The 20,113-nt window shown below is 57.4% G+C and carries 22 protein-coding genes; 16 read left to right on the top strand and 6 right to left on the bottom strand.

What is annotated here, in order from left to right; all coding sequences use genetic code 11:
* Genes RUE5091_RS23320 through trmD form a run of 4 tightly spaced genes read left to right on the top strand, consistent with a single transcriptional unit; the run spans nucleotide 1 to nucleotide 2,255 of the window.
* A complete protein-coding gene (locus tag RUE5091_RS23320; protein ID WP_165590802.1) occupies nucleotides 1-150 on the top strand; it encodes a hypothetical protein in 150 nt (49 codons plus the stop codon).
* Nucleotides 143-646: a ribosome maturation factor RimM gene (gene rimM / locus RUE5091_RS19240; protein ID WP_058283562.1), complete on the top strand. Its 504-nt coding sequence runs from the start codon at nucleotides 143-145 to the stop codon at nucleotides 644-646. The genes RUE5091_RS23320 and rimM overlap by 8 nt, the downstream gene beginning before the upstream one ends.
* Entirely contained in the window at nucleotides 646-1,461 is an 816-nt protein-coding gene (locus RUE5091_RS19235; RefSeq protein ID WP_058283561.1) for a hypothetical protein, read from the top strand. The genes rimM and RUE5091_RS19235 overlap by 1 nt, the downstream gene beginning before the upstream one ends.
* On the top strand, nucleotides 1,458-2,255 hold the full coding sequence (gene trmD, locus RUE5091_RS19230) for a tRNA (guanosine(37)-N1)-methyltransferase TrmD (RefSeq protein WP_058283560.1): 798 nt from the start codon (nucleotides 1,458-1,460) through the stop codon (nucleotides 2,253-2,255). Before RUE5091_RS19235 ends, trmD begins: the two co-directional genes overlap by 4 nt.
* On the opposite strand, the gene RUE5091_RS19225 is transcribed toward trmD, so the two are convergent.
* Complete coding sequence (locus tag RUE5091_RS19225) at nucleotides 2,252-3,052, bottom strand: glycoside hydrolase family 25 protein (RefSeq protein ID WP_058283559.1); 801 nt, start codon at nucleotides 3,050-3,052, stop codon at nucleotides 2,252-2,254. The genes trmD and RUE5091_RS19225 overlap by 4 nt on opposite strands.
* A 380-nt stretch (nucleotides 3,053-3,432) precedes the next feature.
* Here RUE5091_RS19225 and rplS point away from each other — a divergent pair, with 380 nt between their 5' ends.
* The 3 genes from rplS to RUE5091_RS19205 all read left to right on the top strand — a co-directional run bounded on the left by rplS (nucleotide 3,433) and on the right by RUE5091_RS19205 (nucleotide 4,492).
* Nucleotides 3,433-3,816 (top strand): 50S ribosomal protein L19, encoded by a 384-nt coding sequence (gene rplS, locus RUE5091_RS19215; protein ID WP_058283557.1) that lies wholly within the window; start codon nucleotides 3,433-3,435, stop codon nucleotides 3,814-3,816.
* Between the two features lie 11 nt (nucleotides 3,817-3,827).
* On the top strand, nucleotides 3,828-4,049 hold the full coding sequence (gene rpmE, locus RUE5091_RS19210; RefSeq protein ID WP_050605278.1) for a 50S ribosomal protein L31: 222 nt from the start codon (nucleotides 3,828-3,830) through the stop codon (nucleotides 4,047-4,049).
* A 215-nt stretch (nucleotides 4,050-4,264) separates the two neighbouring features.
* Nucleotides 4,265-4,492 carry a hypothetical protein gene (locus RUE5091_RS19205; RefSeq protein ID WP_058283556.1) on the top strand — a complete coding sequence of 76 codons (228 nt, stop codon included), beginning with the start codon at nucleotides 4,265-4,267 and terminating at the stop codon, nucleotides 4,490-4,492.
* Nucleotides 4,493-4,535: 43 nt separating this feature from the next.
* Here the strand turns inward: RUE5091_RS19205 and RUE5091_RS19200 are convergent, their stop codons facing one another.
* Together RUE5091_RS19200 and RUE5091_RS19195 are read right to left on the bottom strand one after the other, a co-directional pair.
* Nucleotides 4,536-6,131: an MFS transporter gene (locus RUE5091_RS19200; protein ID WP_058283555.1), complete on the bottom strand. Its 1,596-nt coding sequence runs from the start codon at nucleotides 6,129-6,131 to the stop codon at nucleotides 4,536-4,538.
* A gap of 79 nt (nucleotides 6,132-6,210) precedes the next feature.
* Nucleotides 6,211-7,098: an AEC family transporter gene (locus tag RUE5091_RS19195; RefSeq protein WP_058283554.1), complete on the bottom strand. Its 888-nt coding sequence runs from the start codon at nucleotides 7,096-7,098 to the stop codon at nucleotides 6,211-6,213.
* A 207-nt stretch (nucleotides 7,099-7,305) separates the two neighbouring features.
* Between RUE5091_RS19195 and RUE5091_RS19190 the strand changes: the two genes are divergently transcribed.
* Together RUE5091_RS19190 and RUE5091_RS19185 are read left to right on the top strand one after the other, a co-directional pair.
* Nucleotides 7,306-8,115: a division plane positioning ATPase MipZ gene (locus tag RUE5091_RS19190; RefSeq protein WP_058283639.1), complete on the top strand. Its 810-nt coding sequence runs from the start codon at nucleotides 7,306-7,308 to the stop codon at nucleotides 8,113-8,115.
* A 105-nt stretch (nucleotides 8,116-8,220) separates the two neighbouring features.
* Nucleotides 8,221-9,549: an adenylate/guanylate cyclase domain-containing protein gene (locus RUE5091_RS19185; RefSeq protein ID WP_058283553.1), complete on the top strand. Its 1,329-nt coding sequence runs from the start codon at nucleotides 8,221-8,223 to the stop codon at nucleotides 9,547-9,549.
* A gap of 73 nt (nucleotides 9,550-9,622) precedes the next feature.
* On the opposite strand, the gene RUE5091_RS19180 is transcribed toward RUE5091_RS19185, so the two are convergent.
* Together RUE5091_RS19180 and RUE5091_RS19175 are read right to left on the bottom strand one after the other, a co-directional pair.
* The gene (locus tag RUE5091_RS19180) at nucleotides 9,623-10,861 is read right to left on the bottom strand and encodes an adenylate/guanylate cyclase domain-containing protein (RefSeq protein WP_058283552.1); all 1,239 of its coding nucleotides are present in this window, start codon (nucleotides 10,859-10,861) and stop codon (nucleotides 9,623-9,625) included.
* Between the two features lie 65 nt (nucleotides 10,862-10,926).
* Nucleotides 10,927-11,379, bottom strand: coding sequence for a MarR family winged helix-turn-helix transcriptional regulator (locus RUE5091_RS19175; RefSeq protein WP_058283551.1), 453 nt, complete (start codon nucleotides 11,377-11,379; stop codon nucleotides 10,927-10,929).
* 57 nt (nucleotides 11,380-11,436) lie between these two features.
* Between RUE5091_RS19175 and hmgA the strand changes: the two genes are divergently transcribed.
* From hmgA to RUE5091_RS19140, 7 genes are all read left to right on the top strand, one after another.
* A complete protein-coding gene (gene hmgA / locus RUE5091_RS19170) occupies nucleotides 11,437-12,792 on the top strand; it encodes a homogentisate 1,2-dioxygenase (RefSeq protein WP_058283550.1) in 1,356 nt (451 codons plus the stop codon).
* Nucleotides 12,793-13,038: 246 nt separating this feature from the next.
* Complete coding sequence (gene fahA, locus RUE5091_RS19165) at nucleotides 13,039-14,298, top strand: fumarylacetoacetase (protein WP_058283549.1); 1,260 nt, start codon at nucleotides 13,039-13,041, stop codon at nucleotides 14,296-14,298.
* Between the two features lie 38 nt (nucleotides 14,299-14,336).
* The gene (locus tag RUE5091_RS19160) at nucleotides 14,337-15,287 is read left to right on the top strand and encodes an MBL fold metallo-hydrolase (protein WP_058283548.1); all 951 of its coding nucleotides are present in this window, start codon (nucleotides 14,337-14,339) and stop codon (nucleotides 15,285-15,287) included.
* A 136-nt stretch (nucleotides 15,288-15,423) separates the two neighbouring features.
* Complete coding sequence (locus tag RUE5091_RS19155) at nucleotides 15,424-17,034, top strand: FAD-dependent oxidoreductase (RefSeq protein WP_058283547.1); 1,611 nt, start codon at nucleotides 15,424-15,426, stop codon at nucleotides 17,032-17,034.
* Between the two features lie 4 nt (nucleotides 17,035-17,038).
* Nucleotides 17,039-17,236 carry a DUF2783 domain-containing protein gene (locus tag RUE5091_RS19150; protein ID WP_058283546.1) on the top strand — a complete coding sequence of 66 codons (198 nt, stop codon included), beginning with the start codon at nucleotides 17,039-17,041 and terminating at the stop codon, nucleotides 17,234-17,236.
* Nucleotides 17,237-17,240: 4 nt separating this feature from the next.
* Nucleotides 17,241-17,879: a maleylacetoacetate isomerase gene (gene maiA, locus RUE5091_RS19145; RefSeq protein ID WP_058283545.1), complete on the top strand. Its 639-nt coding sequence runs from the start codon at nucleotides 17,241-17,243 to the stop codon at nucleotides 17,877-17,879.
* 37 nt (nucleotides 17,880-17,916) lie between these two features.
* Nucleotides 17,917-18,309 (top strand): DOPA 4,5-dioxygenase family protein, encoded by a 393-nt coding sequence (locus RUE5091_RS19140; protein WP_442475955.1) that lies wholly within the window; start codon nucleotides 17,917-17,919, stop codon nucleotides 18,307-18,309.
* On the opposite strand, the gene RUE5091_RS19135 is transcribed toward RUE5091_RS19140, so the two are convergent.
* On the bottom strand, nucleotides 18,306-19,934 hold the full coding sequence (locus RUE5091_RS19135; RefSeq protein WP_058283544.1) for an acyl-CoA synthetase: 1,629 nt from the start codon (nucleotides 19,932-19,934) through the stop codon (nucleotides 18,306-18,308). The two genes, RUE5091_RS19140 and RUE5091_RS19135, sit on opposite strands and share 4 nt — an antisense overlap.
* Nucleotides 19,935-20,113 lie beyond the last annotated feature (179 nt).

Below are 20,113 nucleotides of genomic sequence, written 5' to 3'. Positions count from 1 at the left end.
ATGTTCGGGCTTATTCGACTTCCCATCCTGTTGATGATCGCTTTTATTGTGGGCGTGTTCTTTGAACGCTCGAACCAGCGCGAGGCATGTGAGGCCCGCGGCGATTGGCAGGACGGATTATGTGTGACGGTGGACAAGCCAAATGAATGATCTGATCTGCGTCGGCAGCATTGCGGGGTCTTACGGCGTGCGTGGCGAAGTGCGCCTGAAAAGCTTTTGCGCGATCCCCGAGGATATCGAGGCCTATTCCCCTCTGACGGACGAAAACGGCAAAGAGCGCTATCCGTTGGTTCTGACCCGCCCGATCAAAAACGGGTTCGCTGCCCGGCTGGGCGGGGTTGAGACCAAAGAACAGGCTGACGCCATCAACGGCTTGCGTCTGTATGCCCGTCGCGATCAGCTGCCGTCTCTGCCCGATGACGAATTCTATCACACCGACCTGATCGGGCTTGAGGTTTACGACACTGGCGGCACCCTGCTGGGACGGGTGAAATCGGTGCAGAACCACGGCGCGGCCGACTTGCTGGAACTACATGGGCCGGGCCTAAAATCAACTGTCTTGTTGCCCTTCACGCTTGAAGCCGTCCCAACGGTCGATCTGGACAAGGGCCGCATTGTCGCCGACCCGCCCGAAGGGTTGATCTGATGCGACGGGTTTTGCTGCATCTGGGGCTTCACAAAACCGGCACCACTGCGGCGCAGTCTTTCCTGTATGATAACCGCGAGCTGATTTGGCCGCATTTTTCACTGGTCCTGCCTTACCGCACCCGAAACTTGGGCCTTTCGCAGGCGGCTACCACACACTCCATATACGGTACCGTAGGTACCTTGTCCGAATTCGGCACCCGGTTGCGCGCCTTTCTTGAAACGCTGGATTTCGGCACCAGACGCGGGTTGATTATCAGCGAGGAAAACTTTGCCGGGCTGCGCCCCAGCCGCAACATTGAACAGGGCTATGCGGCGGCGCCGGAACTTGCCGCCTGTCTGGTTGACGAGATTCGCCACCGCTTTGACCAGCAAGAGATCGAGATCACAATCTACCTGTCATTGCGCCAGCGCGGCGGCTGGCTGCGCAGCCTGTGGGCGCATGATCTCGAACGCATGCGCCAGGTCCATGATTTCGAAACCTTTCGGTCGAACATGGATCACCAGCCGTCCCTGCAGGGCACAGCAGACCAAATTCGCGACCGGTTACCGTCGGTCACCGTGCAAACAGGTTGGCTTGAGGAATTGCAACTTCAACGGTTTGGCCCCGGTACCCCGTTTGCTGATTATCTGGACCTGTCGCGCGACAAGTCCAAGCGTTTGGCGCCCCCCTCCAAAGTGAACAATCGTCTACCCGAAGACGTTCTGGCCGAACTGTTGGATCTCAACCGATCGCGTCTGGACGAAGCTGCCCTGATCGAACAAAAGACAGCGATTATCGAACGCGCGAAAAGCGCTCTGATCGGCACGACATGACAGACAAACCCAGTAAATCCCACGGTCGCAACGCGATCCGCCCAACCCTGAAACCGCGTGAGCTGATGACGCCTACGCCAGATCTGTACGGGGTGTGGAAGGCCAAGATCATCACTCTGTTTCCGTCGGCCTTTCCTGGCGTGCTGGGAGAAAGTCTGACCGGCAAGGCGTTGCAGGAAGGGTTGTGGCAGCTGGAAACCGTCGATCTGCGCCAGTTCGGTATCGGCAAGCACCGCAATGTCGACGACACGCCTGCGGGCGGCGGTGCGGGCATGGTGCTGCGTGCCGACGTTCTGGGCGAGGCGATAGAACACACGATGGCGAGTGTTCAGGGCAACTGGCCATTGATTTACCTCAGCCCGCGCGGCCGCCAGATGGACCAAAGCATGATGCAGAGCCTGGCACGCTGTGACGGCATGACCTTGCTGTGCGGTCGTTTCGAAGGTGTCGATGAACGGGTACTGGAGCATTACGGTGTGCAGGAGGTCAGCTTGGGCGACTTCGTCATGACCGGAGGTGAGATCGCAGCGCAGGCGCTGATCGACGCCACGGTTCGGTTGATCCCCGGCGTACTGGGCAATCAGGCCTCGGCCGAAGAAGAAAGCTTTTCGTCAGGTTTGCTGGAACACCCGCAGTACACCCGCCCTGCCGAATGGAAGGGCCGCCCGATCCCCGACATTCTGATGTCCGGCCACCACGGGCGCATTGCCAAATGGCGGCACGACGTGTCGGAACAAATCACCCGCGAACGGCGACCCGATCTGTGGGAGATCTACCGAAAAGAGCGGGACTAACCCCCCGCCTTCCAGCGCGCCCAAGCTTCGGGGTGGCCGTTGAACGTGTTGATATCCACCTTGCCCTGCACGCCCGGCACCAGCCCGGTGCCGGTATATTGCCAGAACCGCCAGGATGATTTCGGATAAACCTGATGCGGATGCCCGGCAACGGATCGCAGCCAGAATTCGGTTCCGCGCAGACGCCCGATTTCCGTGTCCCCATGGAAATCCACGGTCGTGTAGACAATCGGACGGCGACCATAGTGACGTTCAAGAATGTCAAGGAACCGTTTGGCCTCGGCCCGGACAGTGGCACCATCGGGGCGCAACCGGCAGGTTCTGGAATGTGGGGTCCACTCCATATCTAACACATGCGGCAGGTCAGCGCCTTTTGGAACGTTCTTGATGAACCACCTGGCCTGCTCATGGGCCGGGCGGCAGAAATAATAATAGTGATACGCCCCCCACGGCACGCCCGCCGCCTGTGCGCCTCGGCGGTGATCGTCGAACAGGGGGTCGGCCACGTCGCCGCCTTCAGTCGCCTTGATGAACGCGAAACTGACACCCGATGCCTTTGCTTGGTGCCAGTTGATCGGTCCCTGCCAACGTGACACATCCAGCCCGTGCACCGGATAATGGCCCGGATGACGCCCGTCCCAGTCATGAGGATCGGCGTCGCGAAAGGCCGGATAGATGACCGAAGGGGAGGTCGTGCTCAGAAAAGCTTTGGCCTCGACCTTTTGGGGCGGAGGGGTACTGCGACCGCAGGACAGGGTCGCAAAGGCCAATGCGGCCAGCATCAATGCAATGCGCATGATCGGTTCCTGTTTTTAAATTTCTGCTCTTATAATTGCCTCCAGAATGCCTGATCGGCCCAATAAGGCAACGGTGCAGTTTGTAGACGGCAAAAACCCACCGCCCGGGCGTAGAAAATATGGTGTTTTTATCTTGATCCCCGACCACAAACCCCGTAAAGCAGCGCAATCCGGTGCCGCGCGACGCGACTCCGGTGTTTTGGTTTGCATTGTGGCGCAACGCTCGGCTTTCTTCAGCCACGGCGTGTCAGAGCGGACCGGACCAAAGGAACATTCGATCTGACCTCTGGCGGGCTGTACGCAGGACCCGGTGAAGACCAAGAGCTCTCAGGCCGTGCTTAACTTCGTGGACCAACCACGAGCAGATAGGAGTAACTGCGATGGACCTTATCGCACAGCTTGAGGCGGAACAGATTGCCGCCCTGGGGAAAAACATCCCCGATTTCAAAGCCGGTGACACCATCCGTGTCGGCTTTAAAGTGACCGAAGGGTCGCGCACCCGTGTGCAGAACTACGAAGGCGTCTGCATCGCGCGCAAAGGTGGCGATGGTATCGCCGGTTCGTTCACCGTCCGCAAAATCTCGTTTGGCGAAGGCGTGGAGCGTGTGTTCCCGCTGCATTCGACCAACATCGACAGCATCACCGTTGTCCGCCGTGGCCGCGTCCGTCGCGCCAAATTGTACTATCTGCGTTCGCGCCGTGGTAAATCCGCACGTATCGCAGAAGTCACCAACTACAAGCCCAAGGCTGGCGCCGAGGCGTAAGGAGCGGAAAGATGAAAAAAGACATCCATCCCGATTATCACGTCATCGACGTCAAAATGACCGATGGCACCGTGGTTCAGATGAAATCCACCTGGGGCGCCGAAGGCGACCAGCTGGCTCTGGAAATCGACCCCTCTGTGCACCCCGCATGGACCGGTGGCTCCTCGCGCCTGATGGACGCTGGTGGCCGCGTGTCGAAGTTCAAAAAGAAATACGAAGGTCTGGGCTTCTAAGCTTGATCCGTTCCGATTGCGAAAGGCCGTCCTTTGGGGCGGCCTTTTTCTTTTTAGTACAGGCATCGAGATGATGCGAAGGGCCTGCCAGAAAGAAAACCCCTGAAGGCACTTCCGCCGAATCTCACTCGTCACAGGAAGCGATCAACGCACCATGCGGAAAAGGTGCTACACTTGGCATCAAGAACCGCCCTGATAAGACGGAGACCCTGAAGATGCCTAAATACAATGATATGTTCGAGCTTTCGGTAGAGGATATGGATCTGATCGAAACGGCCTTGCGTGGCTTGGCGGCGTCGCGGTCGCTGGCTACACCGGAAGAAACGGATGACGGCAAAGTGGCTCGCGAAAACACGCTGCGCCGCGTTCACGATCTTCTTGGCAAACTGCACGATCAGAAGGTTTTCTACCGCCCCAAAGATGGGGTGTATCTGGGCGGCTAGTTTTCTTTGAGCAGGACGGGAAGGCCCCCCCTTATTTGCACATTTAGCGGGGTGCGCGCGTCAGCTCGGCCGCACTATGTACTGGCGGCACCGGTCCACGCAGCAGCAGCAGCGCCAGTACCATGCCAATCAGGGCTGCTATTGCAGCGACAACCATCGCGCTGTCAAAGGCGTTATCCTGCAAATCCCGCAAAGCTTTGGCCAAGACAGAGCTGGCTGACGGGTCCATCCCTGCGATCAACTGTTGAATCTGGCTGGGTGTACTATGCGTCAGTGCGTGTGCTAAATCCTCGCGCTGGGTTGATCCGGCGGGCAGCGCGTCGATCACCTCAGACAGGCCGCGGCGCTTGGTGATGGATTCGGCCAGACCGCCCACCACTGCGCCAAGGGTGGCTCCGAAATAAAGGCAGGCATTGATCACGCCCGACCCCTGGCCGACATGTTCGTCGGGCAGCAGGCGCAGGCCAAGGCGCGGCAGCAAGGAAAAACAGATGCCCATGCCGATACCCACGATCAGCAGCTTCCACCAGATTTCCGCATATTGAGTTGTGTTGCTGGTCAACATCAGCAACAGGAACCCACAAGCCATCGCCCCCAGACCAATCGCAACCGGCCACTGGAAACTGTAGGGCGCCAGAAAGCGGGGCGCGGTCACCGAGATGACGAACATACTGAGGCTAAGCGGCATGATCGCTAGCCCCGCCCCGATTGAGCTGTATCCGAAAGCATCCGGTGACTGTACGAAAGTGTTGAAATAGACAAAGAAACAAAACAGCGTGAAGCCGGTCACAAACATCCCTGCCGCGGCCATGAAGTACCGCGGATGGCGAAAATACCGCAGCTCGACCAGCGGGTCTGCGCTGCGGCGTGAGACGATCACCAGCACATTGGTCGCCAAAGCCGCGACGGCCAGCGGCACCAATGTAAGGGGCGTGCCCCATCCACCGCTTTCCCCATTACTGAGTGCAAAGGAAAGTGGCCCAAGGAACAACAGGATAGCGACCGCACCCGGATAGTCGAATTTTGCCCCGGCAAGGCGGGTGTCAGGTATGTATTTCCGCTTGCTGACGTGCAAACCGATGGCAAAGGCCACAGCCAGCAGCAGAAGATCGACCGCAAAAACCGCCCTCCAGCTGACATAGTGGCCAAAGGCTCCGCCGACGATGGGCCCAATGCCGATAGCCAGGCCAACGATCGCACCCCACGCGCCGGTGACGCTGGCGCGCTGCTCTTCGGGTGTCGCAGCGGTTAACAGGGATAAAGAGGTGCCGAACAGCGCCGCCGCCCCTGCCCCTTGCGCACCGCGACCGAACAGCAGCATTGTTCCATCCTGCGCGAACAGGACCGCGGCTGAACCGATCGCAAAAACGATCATCCCAAAGAAGAACACGCCCATCTTGCCGGTGATATCGCCCAGACGGCTGACGATGGTGACCAACGTGGCGCTGGCCACCGTGTAGGTCGCCATCACCCATTGAAGGCCCGAAGGGGTCAGATCGAACTCGGCCTTGAGATTGGGCAGGATGGTGGCAACGGCAGTGGTATTGAACCCTACGACCATCATGCAGATCGCCGTCATCGCCAGCACCACGCGGGCACGGGCCTGCGGGGTGACTTCTGCCGAGGTCTTGTCAGTCATCAACGTCCCTCAATCTGTAGATCTTTAATGCAATTAATCAGCAGTTTAGCGATTTTTGATGCGGCGCATAGGGTGCGCGTCAGATCCAGTAGGACAGCGCAACCGGCAACACCACAATTGTGGTTAGTGTCGAGACCAGAATGAACCCGGCCACATCCGGACCGTATTCCGGTATGTGTTGATCAATGAACAGGTAAGTTGCCACCGAAGAGGGCATCAGGCAACACAGGATCAACGCACCACGTTCAGCCCCGGTAAATCCAAAAGCCCAGACCAGCACACTGGCGATCCCAACCGCCATGACAAGATGCAATAGCGTCAGCACCACTGCCAGTCCCAACCGTTTGATCTGCAATGTTGCCAGCGTATGCCCAAGCGTCAGCAGCATAAGCGGGATGGACAGACCGCCGAGAATGTCAAAGGACTTGGCCACCGGCTGCGGCATGCTGAACCCGGTCGCCATCAAGATCAGCGAGGTGATCACGGCGTAGATGATGGGTGAGGTGGCAATTTTCCGGGGCGAGAACTCTCCGGCCGGAATCCACATACCAACGGTGAAGATGCTGATCAGCACGACGACGACGAACCCCATCGTATATGCCATGCCTGCATCGCCCAACGCCAACAGCGTGATCGGCAACCCGATATTGCCCACATTGCCATGCATAAGTGGTGTCAGAAACGCTCGAACCGGCAGTCGCATTGCCTTTAGGGTGATGAATCCCAACACGCCAAAACCGGCTATGGCCAGCGCCGCGGCTGCCATCACATCCAGAAAGGTATCCATCGCAATATTTGTGGTGGACAGGTGCGAGATGATCAGTGTCGGATACCCCACCCGTGAGACAATTCCCCCGATAACCTTGTTGTCGAACGGCGCTTTAAACAGAGCCAGACAATATCCGATTCCAGCACAAATCAGGACGGGCAAGACCACGTTCAGAACGTTCAGAAACAGATGATCCACCGACCGCCCCTATCGCAATCCTCTGCACCTGACAGTGAAACAGGCCGACATGTTTGGCAACCGTGCAGCTTAACTCTATTCCACGTCATGGTTTTCCAATTTAGAGCCTGAATTCACCGTTTGAGGTTCTTCCCATCCCGGCTTCCACAACATATAGTGGTTCGCAACAACGTGTGGGTAACCACGGCGGGACACGGGAATACAGGCATGGCACATATCATCGTAGTGGGGAACGAGAAGGGCGGCGCAGGCAAATCGACCGTGTCGATGCATGTGGCCACCGCACTGGCCCGGCTGGGTCACAAGGTCAGCACGCTGGACCTGGATTTGCGGCAGCGCAGCCTAGGACGGTACTTTGAAAACCGCGGCAGATTCTTGAACGGGTCCGAAGTTGGCCTGCCCAGCCCGCGCCATCATGACTTGCCCGAGATTGACGCGTCCAAACTGAAACCAGGTGAGAATATCTATGACCATCGCCTGTCGGCCGCTGTAGCCGAGCTGGAAAGTGACAGCGATTTTATCCTGATCGACTGCCCCGGCTCTCACACCCGTCTCAGCCAGGTGGCGCATTCGCTGGCCGATACCCTGATCACGCCGCTGAACGACAGCTTTATCGACTTTGACCTGCTGGCGCGGATTGATTCAAAGGGTGAGAAAATCCTTGGCCCCTCGGTCTATTCCGAAATGGTTTGGAATGCGCGGCAATTGCGGGCGCAGGCCGGGCTGAAACCCATTGACTGGGTGGTTGTGCGCAACCGTGTCGGTACACAGCGCATGGTCAACAAGGAAAAGATGCAGCGCGCGATCGAATTGCTGTCGCAGCGCATCGGATTCCGTGTCGCTGCGGGGTTTTCCGAGCGGGTGATTTTCCGTGAGTTGTTTCCGCGCGGCCTGACCCTGCTGGATCTTAAGGATATCGGGGTCAAACAACTGAACATCTCGAATATCGCAGCCCGACAAGAGCTGCGCGACATGATGAAGGAACTGAACCTGCCAGGGGTCGAGATCGACTTTTAGGGTGGGTCTTAAGGCAAAGCCGCTGCATTCGTCAGTCTGATCTTTTGCCCACGCTGTGCTGCACCAGCCTATTGACCGAATTGGTGCCACGCGCGAATTTGGGTCATGGAACGGCCTAGGACGCAATATGCCAAGGCAGGCGATATTCACATCGCTTATCAGGTTTTCGGAACCGGACCTATTGATCTGTTGTGGGCACAAGGTTGGGCGACCCATATCGAATACGCATGGGAAAGCCCGGACTATGCGCGATTTCTGACCAAAATCAGCCGGTTCGCGCGAGTTATTTTCTTTGACAAACGTGGTGTGGGCATGTCCGACCGGGACGTCGGTTATCCCACGCTTGAAGAGCGCTCGCAGGACATTAACGCTGTGTTGGACGCTGTCGGCACCGAACGTGTTGCGATTTTTGGAATGTCCGAAGGTGGTGCGATTTCCAGTGTTTTCGCAGCCACTTACCCCGAGCGGGTAAGCCATCTGATCTTAAACGGAAGTCGACCTCGTTATAAATGGGCTCCGGATTATCCGCTTGGGCTTAAACCTGATGAATTGGAAAAAGCGATAAAGTACTTCAGTGGTTACGCAGACGGCGATTTCATCGGATTGGACGGAGCACCCAGCATTTCTGATGATCCGGCGGCACAACGCTGGCTCGATACATATTTTCGATATGCAGCAAGCCCTCGTGCTTTGATGAAATTGTCGCAGATGAACTTCGATATCGACTACCGTCACATTCTAGAGGCGATACGAACCCCTACCCTGGTTATGCATCGCAAGGGTGACCGGTGGTGCGACGTAGGTCATGCAAGATATTTGGCTGACAACATCAAGGGGGCAGAATTGCGGATACTACCGGGGGAAGACCACATCGCCTGGTACGGAGATCAGGATCAGATGGTCTCAGAAATACGGGCATTCGTGACCGGTGAAGCAGCTTCGGAATCGACCGAACGAAAGCTACTGACGCTGGTATTTCTTGATGTCGTCGATTCAACCGAGCGTTTGACGGAAATGGGCGATGAACGCTGGCATAGTGTATTGAATCAACTTGATCTGACCGTACAGCGCCGGGTCGCCGCCTTTGGGGGAACCACGATTAAACATACGGGGGACGGGTATCTTCTTTCCTTTCGCGGACCAACCAGTGCATTGGATTGCGCGCAATTCCTGCGTAATGACATGGCGAACTTGGGGTTAAAAAGCCGTACGGGTGTACATACCGGAGAATGTGAAATCCGCGGAGAAGATCTGGCGGGCGTTGCAGTGCATGTGGCAGCAAGGCTTATGAGCGAAGCAAATCCTGATGAAATTCTGACGTCCCAGACGGTCAAAGATCTGACATTTGGATCTGATCACAGCTTCTGCGAATTGGGGCGGCGAGAACTCAGAGGAACCAGTGGGGAATGGGCCCTTTTTGCTATTGAAAACTGACGTGTCTTAACCCGGATACCGAACGGCAGGACAGGGTCTGGTTTGGGGCAATCCAAAACATTGAATTGCCCGGTTACGCTGCGACAGGATTGTAGACCGTAAACAGCTCCTTCGGTTCAGGTACGCCGCGCAACATGTAACGCCCGACCGAGATCAGATCCTGGCCACAAGGTTGGGCCGCGCGGGCCACGTCGTCCGAGATCAAAATCCGCTGTCCCAGCGACCGGTGCATGCCCGCAATCCGGGCGGTCTGGTTCACGGCTGGTCCGATGACGGTAAAATCCAGTCGGGTTTCGGACCCTATATTGCCATACAGGATCTCGCCCGCGTGCAGGGCCAGTGTAAAATTGGCAACTGGCAGGCCGTCAGCTTCGCGACGGGCGTTCAGTTCTTTCATCCGTTGCTGCAGCATCGGTACAGCTTTCAACGCGGCACGGGCATCCTCATCAATCTCACCGACATCGAACATTGCCATCAGCCCGTCGCCCATGAATTTCAGGATATTGCCGCCATTGTCATGGACGACACCAACGGCGACTGCCAGATAGTCGTTCAGCATGTCGATGATGTCAGCACCTGGAAGCTCTTCTGACAGGCTGGTGAAGCCTTCCAGATCAAAATTCCACATCACCGCATCAATTTGCTGCAGCGAGCCCCGCCGGATTTCGCCTGACAACACCCGCCGCCCGGCCTCACGGCCCAGATAGACCCGCATCAAATCCTTGGAAACGCGCGTGCTTGCCGCAGATTTCAACGCCAACCCCAGATGGGGCAAGGCAGTGTTAATCAGGTCCAGATCATTATCCTCGAACCCTCGCGGCGCGTTCGACGTCCAGGACATCAGCACCCCGTCTACTGCTTTCTTGGCGTCTTTGGGTCCATTGTGCGTTGGAACGTCAAAACTGACCCCGGTCGCATAGTAATCGGTGGCACCGTTCTGGCGCAGTTCGTTCAACAAAGGAAAGCGGCTGGGCTCGTTCTGGTCGACCAGACGCTCGCGAATTTCGTCGATATCATTGTTCAAGATCGCGAACAGAGGGCTTTGCTGCCATTCTTCGCTGGGCTCATCAGAGGAATCAAACGTCTCGATTTCGCCGCCTGCCCCTTGATACCAGCTAAATCCGGTCCCCCCATAGACCGGGTGCAACGCCGGTTGAGCGGCGTGAAAGCGCATCAACGGAACGCCCAGCTCCAACAGCTTGTTGCAATAGCCGTCCAGCAATTCCTCTTTCGGCGCGCCTTCCAGCCCTCGGGTGACAAGCCAATTGATAAGATCAGTAGATTTCGCCGTTTCGGCGTTAAGGGTCGTCATTATATTTTTTTTCCAGTGTCCGCTCTGACTGCCATCTGGGGGCCGTAGGCCGCAATTACCAGTGCTCAATCCATATGCGCCAGCCGCCGCAACATTTTGCGCAATAGAGCGACTTCATCCGCGTTAAATTGGGCCATCAGCTTTGCATCATATTGCTCGGCAATGCCGCTCAGCTCGCGATAGACGGATTGCCCCATCTGGGTCAATATCAGGTTTTCCACCCTGCGGTCTGTTTCACTGCGATTGCGCACCAGGTATCGGCGGGTTTCCAACCTGTGCACCGCGCGGCTGATCTTGGTTTTATGTAACCTGGCCCGTTCACCGATCTCTTTCGCGGTCATCTCGCCATAATTGCCCAGATGGAACAATACCCGCCATTCGGTACGAAGTATGCCATAGCGGTCCTTATAAATCTGCTGAAACTCTAACGAGCTTTCCTCGGCCGCGCGGTTCAGCAGATAGGGCAGGAATTCCTGCAAATTAAAGTCATCAATTTTCGTGGAATCGGTCTGAGTCATGCTTGTTAGTTACAAAATCAACTATTATTCCGCAAGCAGCAACCGGAGGAACACAGGATGAACCATCCGACCGATCCGCATGAAATGACCCAAGCCAGTAGCCCCGTTGGCACTTATGCAGGCTATATGCCTGGCTTTGGAAATGACTTTGAGACTGAGGCTTTACCCGGTGCACTGCCGCAGGGGATGAACAGCCCTCAGAGGTGTAATTACGGCCTTTATGGCGAACAGCTCAGCGGGACGGCCTTTACCGCCAACCCGCCCGAGCGGACGTGGTGTTACCGCATCCGACCCTCGGTCAAACATTCGCATCGCTACGAAAAGATCGACCTGCCCTATTGGAAATCCGCGCCTTGTGTGGACCCGGACGTGATCAGCCTGGGCCAGTACCGCTGGGATGCGGTGCCCCATTCCGATCAGGGGCTGACCTGGCTGACCGGCATGCGCACGATGACCACAGCGGGGGATGTGAACACTCAGGTCGGCATGGCCAGCCATATCTATCTGATCACCGAGTCGATGGTGGATGACTATTTCTACTCGGCCGATTCCGAGTTGCTGGTGGTGCCGCAGGAAGGCCGCCTGCGTTTTGCGACGGAGCTGGGGATTATTGATCTGGAACCCAAAGAGATCGCCATCCTCCCGCGCGGGCTGGTCTATCGGGTCGAGGTACTGGACGGCCCCGCGCGTGGCTTTGTCTGCGAGAACTACGGCCAGAAGTTCGAGCTGCCCGGCCGTGGCCCCATCGGCGCCAATTGCATGGCCAATCCGCGCGACTTCAAAGCTCCGGTTGCGGCGTTTGAAGACCGCGAGGTTTCTTCGACCGTGACCGTTAAATGGTGCGGGCAGTTCCACACCACCAAGATCGACCAAAGCCCACTGGATGTGGTCGCGTGGCATGGAAACTACGCGCCCTACAAATATGACCTGCGCACCTATTGCCCAGTCGGTGCGATCCTGTTCGACCACCCTGACCCGTCGATCTTTACCGTGCTGACAGCGCCCTCGGGGCAGCCGGGCACGGCCAATATCGATTTTGTCCTGTTCCGCGAACGCTGGATGGTTGCCGAGGATACGTTCCGCCCGCCCTGGTATCACAAGAACATCATGTCCGAGCTGATGGGCAATATCTACGGCCAGTATGACGCCAAACCGCAGGGCTTTGTTCCCGGCGGGATGAGCCTGCACAACATGATGCTGCCGCACGGACCGGATCGCGATGCGTTCGAAAAGGCCTCGAACGCCAACCTAGGTCCCGACAAGCTGGACAACACCATGTCCTTCATGTTCGAAACGCGCTTTCCGCAACATCTGACACCTTTTGCCGCCAACGAGGCCCCCTTGCAGGATGATTACATTGACTGCTGGACCTCACTTGAGAAAAAGTTCGACGGCACACCGGGAAAGAAGTGATGGATGCTGGATACATAGTCGTTGCCGTGTTCTTGGCCCTAATCGGCATATCGATATGGACACAACGCGGACGTTGGAATGGCAAGCGCAACCGCTACACGCACAATCCAATGCCCGGCCATCGACAGGAGGGTTCTTCCGGCGGGGCCGATCCCGGCGGCGACTGAAGGATGGAAACAGGACCATGCGGCACGCTCTTTCCCGGTGCCACATTCGCAACGACGACAAAGGCGACAAGGAAAACCAATGACACTTTCGAAATCCTGGGTGGATTCGGCAAATGGCGCCACCCATCCGTTTCCACTCAACAACTTGCCTTATGGCGTGTTTTCCGCAGATGGAGCCGAACCTCACTGCGGCGTCGCGATTGGCGATATGATCCTGGACGTCACCGAAGCCGAGGCCGAAGGTCTGATCGAGCTGTCCGATGAGCCGCTCTTCGATCTACCCTTCTGGAACCCGCTGATGGAAGAAGGCCCCGCCGTCTGGGCCGCCCTGCGTGACAGGCTAACAGCTTTGCTGGCCGAAGAGTCCGAGGAACGAGGCAAGGTCGAACCCCTGCTTGTCGCGCAGGCCGACGCTGATATGCACATGCCGTTTGCCGTCAGTGAATATACCGATTTCTATGCCGGTCGTCATCACGCCCAGAATGTCGGCACCATGTTCCGCGGACCGGAAAATGCCCTGCCGCCGAACTGGTTGCATATCCCAATTGGATATAACGGGCGGGCGTCGTCGGTTGTGGTGTCTGGCACGGACATTCGCCGGCCCTGGGGCCAACTGAAAGGGCCGAATGACGACACGCCCCGCTTCGCGCCGTCGCAACGGTTCGATATCGAGCTTGAGATGGGCGCCATCGTCGGCACCCCGTCGGACGGACCAATCTCGGTCCAAGAGGCCGACGACAACATCTTTGGCTACGTCCTGCTGAACGACTGGTCCGCGCGTGATATCCAGGCTTGGGAGTACCAGCCGCTTGGACCGTTTCAGGCCAAGGCAACGGCAACCTCGATCAGCCCATGGATCGTCACCAAAGCGGCGCTGGAGCCGTTCCGCTGCGACACGCCAACGCGCGAGGTCGAGCTGCTGGATCACCTCAAGGACGTTGGACCGATGCTCTATGACATTGATCTGTCGGTCATCATGACCCCCGAGGGTAAAGCCGCCACAACCATCGCCCGGACCAATTACAACGAGATGTACTATTCAGCGGCCCAACAGCTGGCACATCACACCACATCCGGTTGCCCGATGAACACAGGCGATCTGTTAGGCTCGGGCACCATCTCGGGCCCGGAAAAGCACAATCGCGGTTCATTGCTGGAACTCAGCTGGGGTGGCAAAGAGCCTCTTACGCTGGACAGCGGCGAGACCCGCAGCTTCATCAATGACGGTGACACGCTGGTTCTAACCGGCGAGGCCAAAGGCGATGGTTTCGTGATTGGGTTCGGCGATTGCACCGGTAAAGTCCTTGCCGCGCTCGACACTCCATACCAACGCAATTGACACGATAAAACACCCGCAAGGGTACCAGAGGTGTAGCCATGGCCAAAGCATTCGCGTCGCAAAGCGACCTGACCGAAAAGACAACCACCTTTGATGAAATCGGTGACGGGCTTTACGCCTTTACCGCCGAGGGCGATCCAAACTCGGGCGTCATCATTGGCGAAGACAGCGTGATGATCATCGAAGCCCAGGCAACGCCACGTTTGGCCAACAAAGTGATCGAAAAGGTACGCGAAGTAACCGACAAGCCGATCAGCCATGTTGTCCTGACGCATTATCACGCGGTGCGTGTGCTTGGTGCCAGCGCCTTTGGGGCTCAACAGGTGATCATGTCCGACGTTGCCCGCTCGATGGTTGTTGAACGTGGGCAAGAGGATTGGGACAGCGAATTCCAGCGTTTCCCCCGCCTGTTCGAAGGTCATGAAAGCATCCCCGGCCTGACCTGGCCCACCACCACTTTCAGCGACAGCATGACCGTGTATTTGGGCAACCGCCGCGTCGACATCAAACAGATCGGTCGCGCCCATACGGCGGGTGACGCCGTGATCCATGTGCCCGATCAGAACGTGATGTTTACCGGAGACATCGTCGAGGACCACTCGGCCTGTTATTGCGGCGACGGCCATTTCGAGGATTGGAGCGGAACGCTGGATGCGATCAAAGCCTATGACGTAGACGCCATTGCACCGGGACGAGGCGGCGCGCTGGTCGGAAAGGACGCCGTTGAACGTGCCATCGAAAGTACCCGTGATTTCGTGAACTCAACCTACGGTCCGGCCAAACGCGTCGCGATGAAAGGCGGGTCGCTCAAGGACGCCTGGGACGCGGTGCGCGATGCCTGCGATCCAAAGTTCAAGGACTATGCGATCTACGAGCACTGCCTGCCCTTCAACGTCAGTCGCGCCTATGACGAGGCCCGCGGGATCACTCACCCCCGCATCTGGACGGATAAACGTGATCTGGAAATGTGGGCAGAGTTGCAAGGTTAAGGACATTCCGTCGCATTTGATCCAGATCGTTTTGTCACGGAAGAATCGGTGAAAGCATTGGGCAAGGCCCCGGGCGTTGCCGTGCCGGGGAACAGGATTTCTGCGCCTTGCGCATATATGCTTCGGGGGAAAGCCCATGAACAAGATTTTCGAAGTCCCGCTGTATGCCTACGAACGTAGCTCCGATCAGGACGCTGCCACGGCTGTACGACACAAGGTCATCGTGATCGGCGCCGGCCCGGTCGGGCTGGCCACTGCCATAGATCTGGCCCAGCAAGGGGTCGAGGTTGTGGTGCTAGATGACAATGACAAGGTCAGCTTCGGCAGTCGGGCCATTTGTTTTTCACAACGAACACTTGATATTGCTGACCGCTTGGGCGCGGGAAGTCCGATGGTGGATAAGGGCGTCCAATGGAATGTCGGCAAGGTCTTTTTCGATAATCGGCAGGTCTATGAATTCAACCTGCAACCCGACACGGGCTACGCAAATCCAGCCTTCATCAACCTTCAGCAGTACTATTTCGAAAACGCTCTGGTCGATCGTGTGCGTCAATTGCAGGCTGCGGGCGCGCCCATTGAAATTCGCGGGCGCAACAAGGTTGAGGCCATCGGCACCCATGACAGCCACGTGGTGCTTGAGGTCGAAACCCCCGAAGGGCCCTATAACGTTGAAGCCGACTGGTTGATTGCCTGCGACGGGGCCAATTCTCCCACCCGCCGGATGCTGGGGCTGGATTTCGACGGCCGCGTGTTCGAAGACAACTTCCTGATCGCTGACGTGGTGATGGAGGCTGATTTCCCCACCGAACGCTGGTTCTGGTTCGATCCGCCGTTCAATCGCGGTCAATCGGCCCTGTTACACAAGCAACCCGACAATGTCTGGCGGATTGACCTGCAACTGGGCTGGGATATCGACAAAGAGCGTGAAAAACGCCCCGAGAATGTCATCCCGCGCCTAAAGGCGATGCTGGGCGAGGATGTGGATTTCGATCTGGAATGGGTGTCGATCTATACGTTCCAATGCCGCCGGATGGAACGTTTCCGCCATGGCCGCGTACTGTTTGCAGGCGACAGTGCCCATCAGGTCAGCCCGTTCGGGGCGATGGGGGCCAACAGCGGGATTCAGGACGCCGATAACCTGTGTTGGAAACTGAAACTGGTTCTCGACGGCAAAGCCCCCGAGATATTGCTGGATAGCTACAGCCGCGAAAGAGTACAGGCGGCAGATGCGAATATCGCGAAGTCCAGTCGTTCGACCGATTTTATCACGCCGAAATCCCAAATATCACGTCTATTGCGAGACGCGGTTCTGGACCTCAGCGAGCACTTCGAATTCGCCCGCCCTCTGGTCAATTCCGGGCGGTTGAGCACGCCCTGCACCTATCAGGATTCTTCGCTCAGCTCGGCCGATGCACTGAACGGACCGGACATCACACGACCGGGTTCCGCCTGCCCGGATGCACCGCTGGGCGATGAATTCCTGTTGCCAAAACTGGCGGGCAAGTTCACCTTGTTGACCATTGACGCCGGTGCACCAGAGCGGATCGAGGAAGGCGGGGTCGAAGCCACTCGGCTTGCGTTGTCAGTCAAGGATGACCTGACGCTGGAACTCAAGCGCCGGTATCTGGGCGATGCAACCGGTGCGGTATACCTGATCCGCCCTGATCAGCATGTCGCCGCGCGGCGTGACACTTTCGAAGAAAACGCATTCCGGCAGGCAATTCGCCGGGCCACCGGAAAGGAGTAAGAAAATGGCTGATCTGATCCTCACCCCGAACCTCGACAGTGCCGATGACTTCTATGCCGGTTTGCTGGCCGCCCATGACGGGTTGGACAAATCCGCAAGCGACGCGCTGAACGCGCGGCTGGTACTGGTGCTGGCCAACCATATCGGGGATGCCGACGTGCTGACTCAGGCGGTAAAGGCAGCGGCGCTCAGGGGTAGCTGAGATCATGGGCGAGGTGGTTCTGTTTGACTATTGGCGCTCGTCGGCCAGCTATCGGGTGCGCATCGCACTGAATCTGGCTGGGGTCGCGTATCGACCCATTTCTGTGGACCTGAAAGCCGGAGATCAGAAATCGCAAGATCATCTGGCCCGCAATCCGCAAGGTCTGGTTCCGGTGCTGGACATTGACGGACTACGGCTGACGCAATCCCTAGCGATCATCGACTATCTGGATCAAAGCCGGGGTTTGGGCCTGTTACCTGCTGAGCCTGCATTGCGCGCCAAGGCCACGGCCCTAGCGCACTCGATCGCGGTGGATATTCACCCGGTCTGCAATCTGTCGGTGGCGCAGTATGCAACAATGCTTAGCAACGGAGCCGACGGGATGCCGGGCGATTGGATGCGCCACTTTATCCGGCCCGGCTTGCTTGCATTTGAATCTCTGCTGGCCGGCTTTAAGCAGACCCCCTTTTGCACGGGCAGCAGCCCCGGGCTGGCCGATCTGTGCCTAATCCCGCAATTGTACAACGCGCGGCGCTGGCAGGTTGATCTGTCTGACCTGCCCCGCATCCTTGCGGTCGAAGCCATTTGCTCCGAACACCCTGCCTTTGCCGCCGCACATCCAGACGCAAGCTCCCCGACTTGACTCCGCGCACAGGGTGTGTGTGCCGGTGAGGATAGGAATGACTGAAAATTCGGCTAGGTTTTCTGTGATACAGATTGATGAGGTCACCATGCCCGAGATCACCGGCTATCACGCCCATGTCTATTTTGACGCAGACACGGTGGGTGTCGCGCGACAGGTTTGCGAAGACGCCGCGCGGTTATTTTCCGTTGAAATGGGTCGTGTGCATGAACGCAATGTCGGTCCGCACCCCCGCTGGAGCTGCCAGCTGACCTTTGCGCCGGACGCCTTCGACCAAGTCATTCCCTGGCTGATGCTGAACCGACAGGGGCTGACCATCTTCACCCATCCCGAAACCGGCCAGCACCTAGAGGATCACCGGGATCGCGCCATTTGGATGGGGGAAATGTTAGAGTTGAACCTGTCGATTTTTGACAAGATGGGCGCTTAGGTCAGCGCCCGCGCCTGATCCCTCAGCACGAATTTCTGAATCTTGCCGGTCGATGTTTTTGGCAAGGTTCCGAACACCACCTTTTTAGGCGCTTTGAAATGGGCCATGTTGTCCCGGCAGAATGCAATCAATTCAGCCTCGGTCGCGGTGGCGTCAGGCTTTAGCTCGACAAAGGCGCAGGGGGTTTCACCCCATTTTTCGTCCGGGCGCGCCACAACTGCGGCCTCCATCACTGCCGGGTGTTTGTACAACGTGCCCTCGACCTCGACGGACGAAATATTCTCGCCCCCCGAAATGATGATGTCCTTAGACCGATCCTTAAGCGCGATATAGCCATCGGGATACATTACCCCCAAATCGCCCGAAGCAAACCAACCGCCGTTAAATGCTTTGTCCGTTGCCTCGGGGTTTTTCAAATAGCCTTTCATCACCACGTTACCTTGCATGAAAATCTCACCCATGGTTTCGCCATCGGCGGGCACGGGCTCTAACGTTTCGGGGTCGGCCACCATCAGGCCTGACAGGGCCGAATAGCGCACCCCCTGCCGCACTTTCAGCGCCGCGCGTTCCTGCGCATCCTTGGTGTTCCATTCGTCCTTCCAGGCGCAGACCACCGACGGGCCGTAGGTTTCGGTCAGACCATACACATGTGTCACCTCGACCCCCATGGCCTCCATCGCCTCGATCACGGCGGCGGGAGGCGGGGCACCTGCAGTCATCACCTTGATCTGATGATCGAAGTCTTTTAGTTCATCCGGTGCATGGGCCAGCATATTCAGCACGATCGGCGCGCCGCAGAAATGCGTGACTTTCTCATCCTTGAAGGCCGCATAGATCGGTTCGGCACGCACCGCGCGCAAACAGACCGAGACGCCTGCATTGGCCGCCATCGCCCAGGGAAAGCACCAGCCATTGCAGTGGAACATTGGCAAGGTCCAAAGATATGTCGCGTGTTTTGGCATATCCCAGTCCAACAGGTCTGATTGCGCATTCAGCGCCGCGCCCCGGTGGTGATAAACTACGCCTTTTGGATTGCCTGTGGTGCCGGACGTATAGTTCAGCGTGATCGCGTCCCATTCATCGCTGGGTAAGGACCAGTCAAACTCCGGATCACCCTCGGCCAACAAGGCATCATAGGTCAGCTCGCCCAGCTTTTCTCCGCCCTCAAAACTGGCGTCTTCGATATCAATGACCAGAAGGTCATGATCGACTTGTTTCAGCGCCTCTTTCACCACGCCCGAAAATTCGGGATCGACCAGAAGCACCTTGGCCTCCGCGTGGTTCAAAATGAATGCAATGATTGCTGCATCCAGGCGCGTGTTGATCGCGTTCAGAACGGCGCCAACCATGGGCACGCCAAAATGTGCCTCATACATCTCGGGGATGTTGGCGGCGATGATCGACACCGTGTTGCCCTGCCCGATCCCCCGTGCGGTCAATGCACCCGCAAGACGACGGCACCGGGTATAGGTCTCGGCCCAACTATACCGGCGCTCACCGTAAACAACCGAAGGGTAGTCGGGGTAAACCTGTGCCGTTCGCTCAATAAAACTCAACGGCGTAAGCGGCGTAAAATTCGCGCGGCATTTATCCAATTCGCGGGTGTAGATACTGCTCAAGGCCATCCGCCGTTCCTCCCAAATCGTCGGTTGCAGGAATTGAACACAAAGACTCGTCCATGACAAACCCGTAAAAATACCGCTCTGCCGATGACTGGCCATAAGTGATTGCGCAATCTGGCCCTATATAACACTAGCCATTCAAGGTGATTTGGAGCATGAAATAAAACATGTTGGGTTGGGGT

This window comes from Ruegeria denitrificans (assembly GCF_001458295.1).
Lineage (GTDB): Bacteria > Pseudomonadota > Alphaproteobacteria > Rhodobacterales > Rhodobacteraceae > Ruegeria > Ruegeria denitrificans.
The sequence above is the reverse complement of the archived record's forward strand: the minus strand, read 5'-3'. Positions and strand labels throughout refer to the sequence as shown.

Excerpts from the sequence above, each read along its gene's own strand:
- trmD (WP_058283560.1), top strand. The coding sequence starts at position 1,458 with ATGACAGACAAACCCAGTAAATCCCACGGTCGCAACGCGATCCGCCCA.
- RUE5091_RS19135 (WP_058283544.1), bottom strand. The coding sequence starts at position 19,934 with ATGGCCTTGAGCAGTATCTACACCCGCGAATTGGATAAATGCCGCGCG.
- RUE5091_RS19160 (WP_058283548.1), top strand. The coding sequence starts at position 14,337 with ATGGCCAAAGCATTCGCGTCGCAAAGCGACCTGACCGAAAAGACAACC.
- RUE5091_RS19235 (WP_058283561.1), top strand. The coding sequence starts at position 646 with ATGCGACGGGTTTTGCTGCATCTGGGGCTTCACAAAACCGGCACCACT.
- rpmE (WP_050605278.1), top strand. The coding sequence starts at position 3,828 with ATGAAAAAAGACATCCATCCCGATTATCACGTCATCGACGTCAAAATG.
- RUE5091_RS19200 (WP_058283555.1), bottom strand. The coding sequence starts at position 6,131 with ATGACTGACAAGACCTCGGCAGAAGTCACCCCGCAGGCCCGTGCCCGC.
- RUE5091_RS19185 (WP_058283553.1), top strand. The coding sequence starts at position 8,221 with ATGGAACGGCCTAGGACGCAATATGCCAAGGCAGGCGATATTCACATC.
- RUE5091_RS19155 (WP_058283547.1), top strand. The coding sequence starts at position 15,424 with ATGAACAAGATTTTCGAAGTCCCGCTGTATGCCTACGAACGTAGCTCC.
- RUE5091_RS23320 (WP_165590802.1), top strand. The coding sequence starts at position 1 with ATGTTCGGGCTTATTCGACTTCCCATCCTGTTGATGATCGCTTTTATT.
- rplS (WP_058283557.1), top strand. The coding sequence starts at position 3,433 with ATGGACCTTATCGCACAGCTTGAGGCGGAACAGATTGCCGCCCTGGGG.
- RUE5091_RS19205 (WP_058283556.1), top strand. The coding sequence starts at position 4,265 with ATGCCTAAATACAATGATATGTTCGAGCTTTCGGTAGAGGATATGGAT.
- RUE5091_RS19225 (WP_058283559.1), bottom strand. The coding sequence starts at position 3,052 with ATGCGCATTGCATTGATGCTGGCCGCATTGGCCTTTGCGACCCTGTCC.
- RUE5091_RS19150 (WP_058283546.1), top strand. The coding sequence starts at position 17,039 with ATGGCTGATCTGATCCTCACCCCGAACCTCGACAGTGCCGATGACTTC.
- RUE5091_RS19175 (WP_058283551.1), bottom strand. The coding sequence starts at position 11,379 with ATGACTCAGACCGATTCCACGAAAATTGATGACTTTAATTTGCAGGAA.
- rimM (WP_058283562.1), top strand. The coding sequence starts at position 143 with ATGAATGATCTGATCTGCGTCGGCAGCATTGCGGGGTCTTACGGCGTG.
- fahA (WP_058283549.1), top strand. The coding sequence starts at position 13,039 with ATGACACTTTCGAAATCCTGGGTGGATTCGGCAAATGGCGCCACCCAT.
- RUE5091_RS19180 (WP_058283552.1), bottom strand. The coding sequence starts at position 10,861 with ATGACGACCCTTAACGCCGAAACGGCGAAATCTACTGATCTTATCAAT.
- RUE5091_RS19190 (WP_058283639.1), top strand. The coding sequence starts at position 7,306 with ATGGCACATATCATCGTAGTGGGGAACGAGAAGGGCGGCGCAGGCAAA.
- hmgA (WP_058283550.1), top strand. The coding sequence starts at position 11,437 with ATGAACCATCCGACCGATCCGCATGAAATGACCCAAGCCAGTAGCCCC.
- maiA (WP_058283545.1), top strand. The coding sequence starts at position 17,241 with ATGGGCGAGGTGGTTCTGTTTGACTATTGGCGCTCGTCGGCCAGCTAT.
- RUE5091_RS19140 (WP_442475955.1), top strand. The coding sequence starts at position 17,917 with ATGACTGAAAATTCGGCTAGGTTTTCTGTGATACAGATTGATGAGGTC.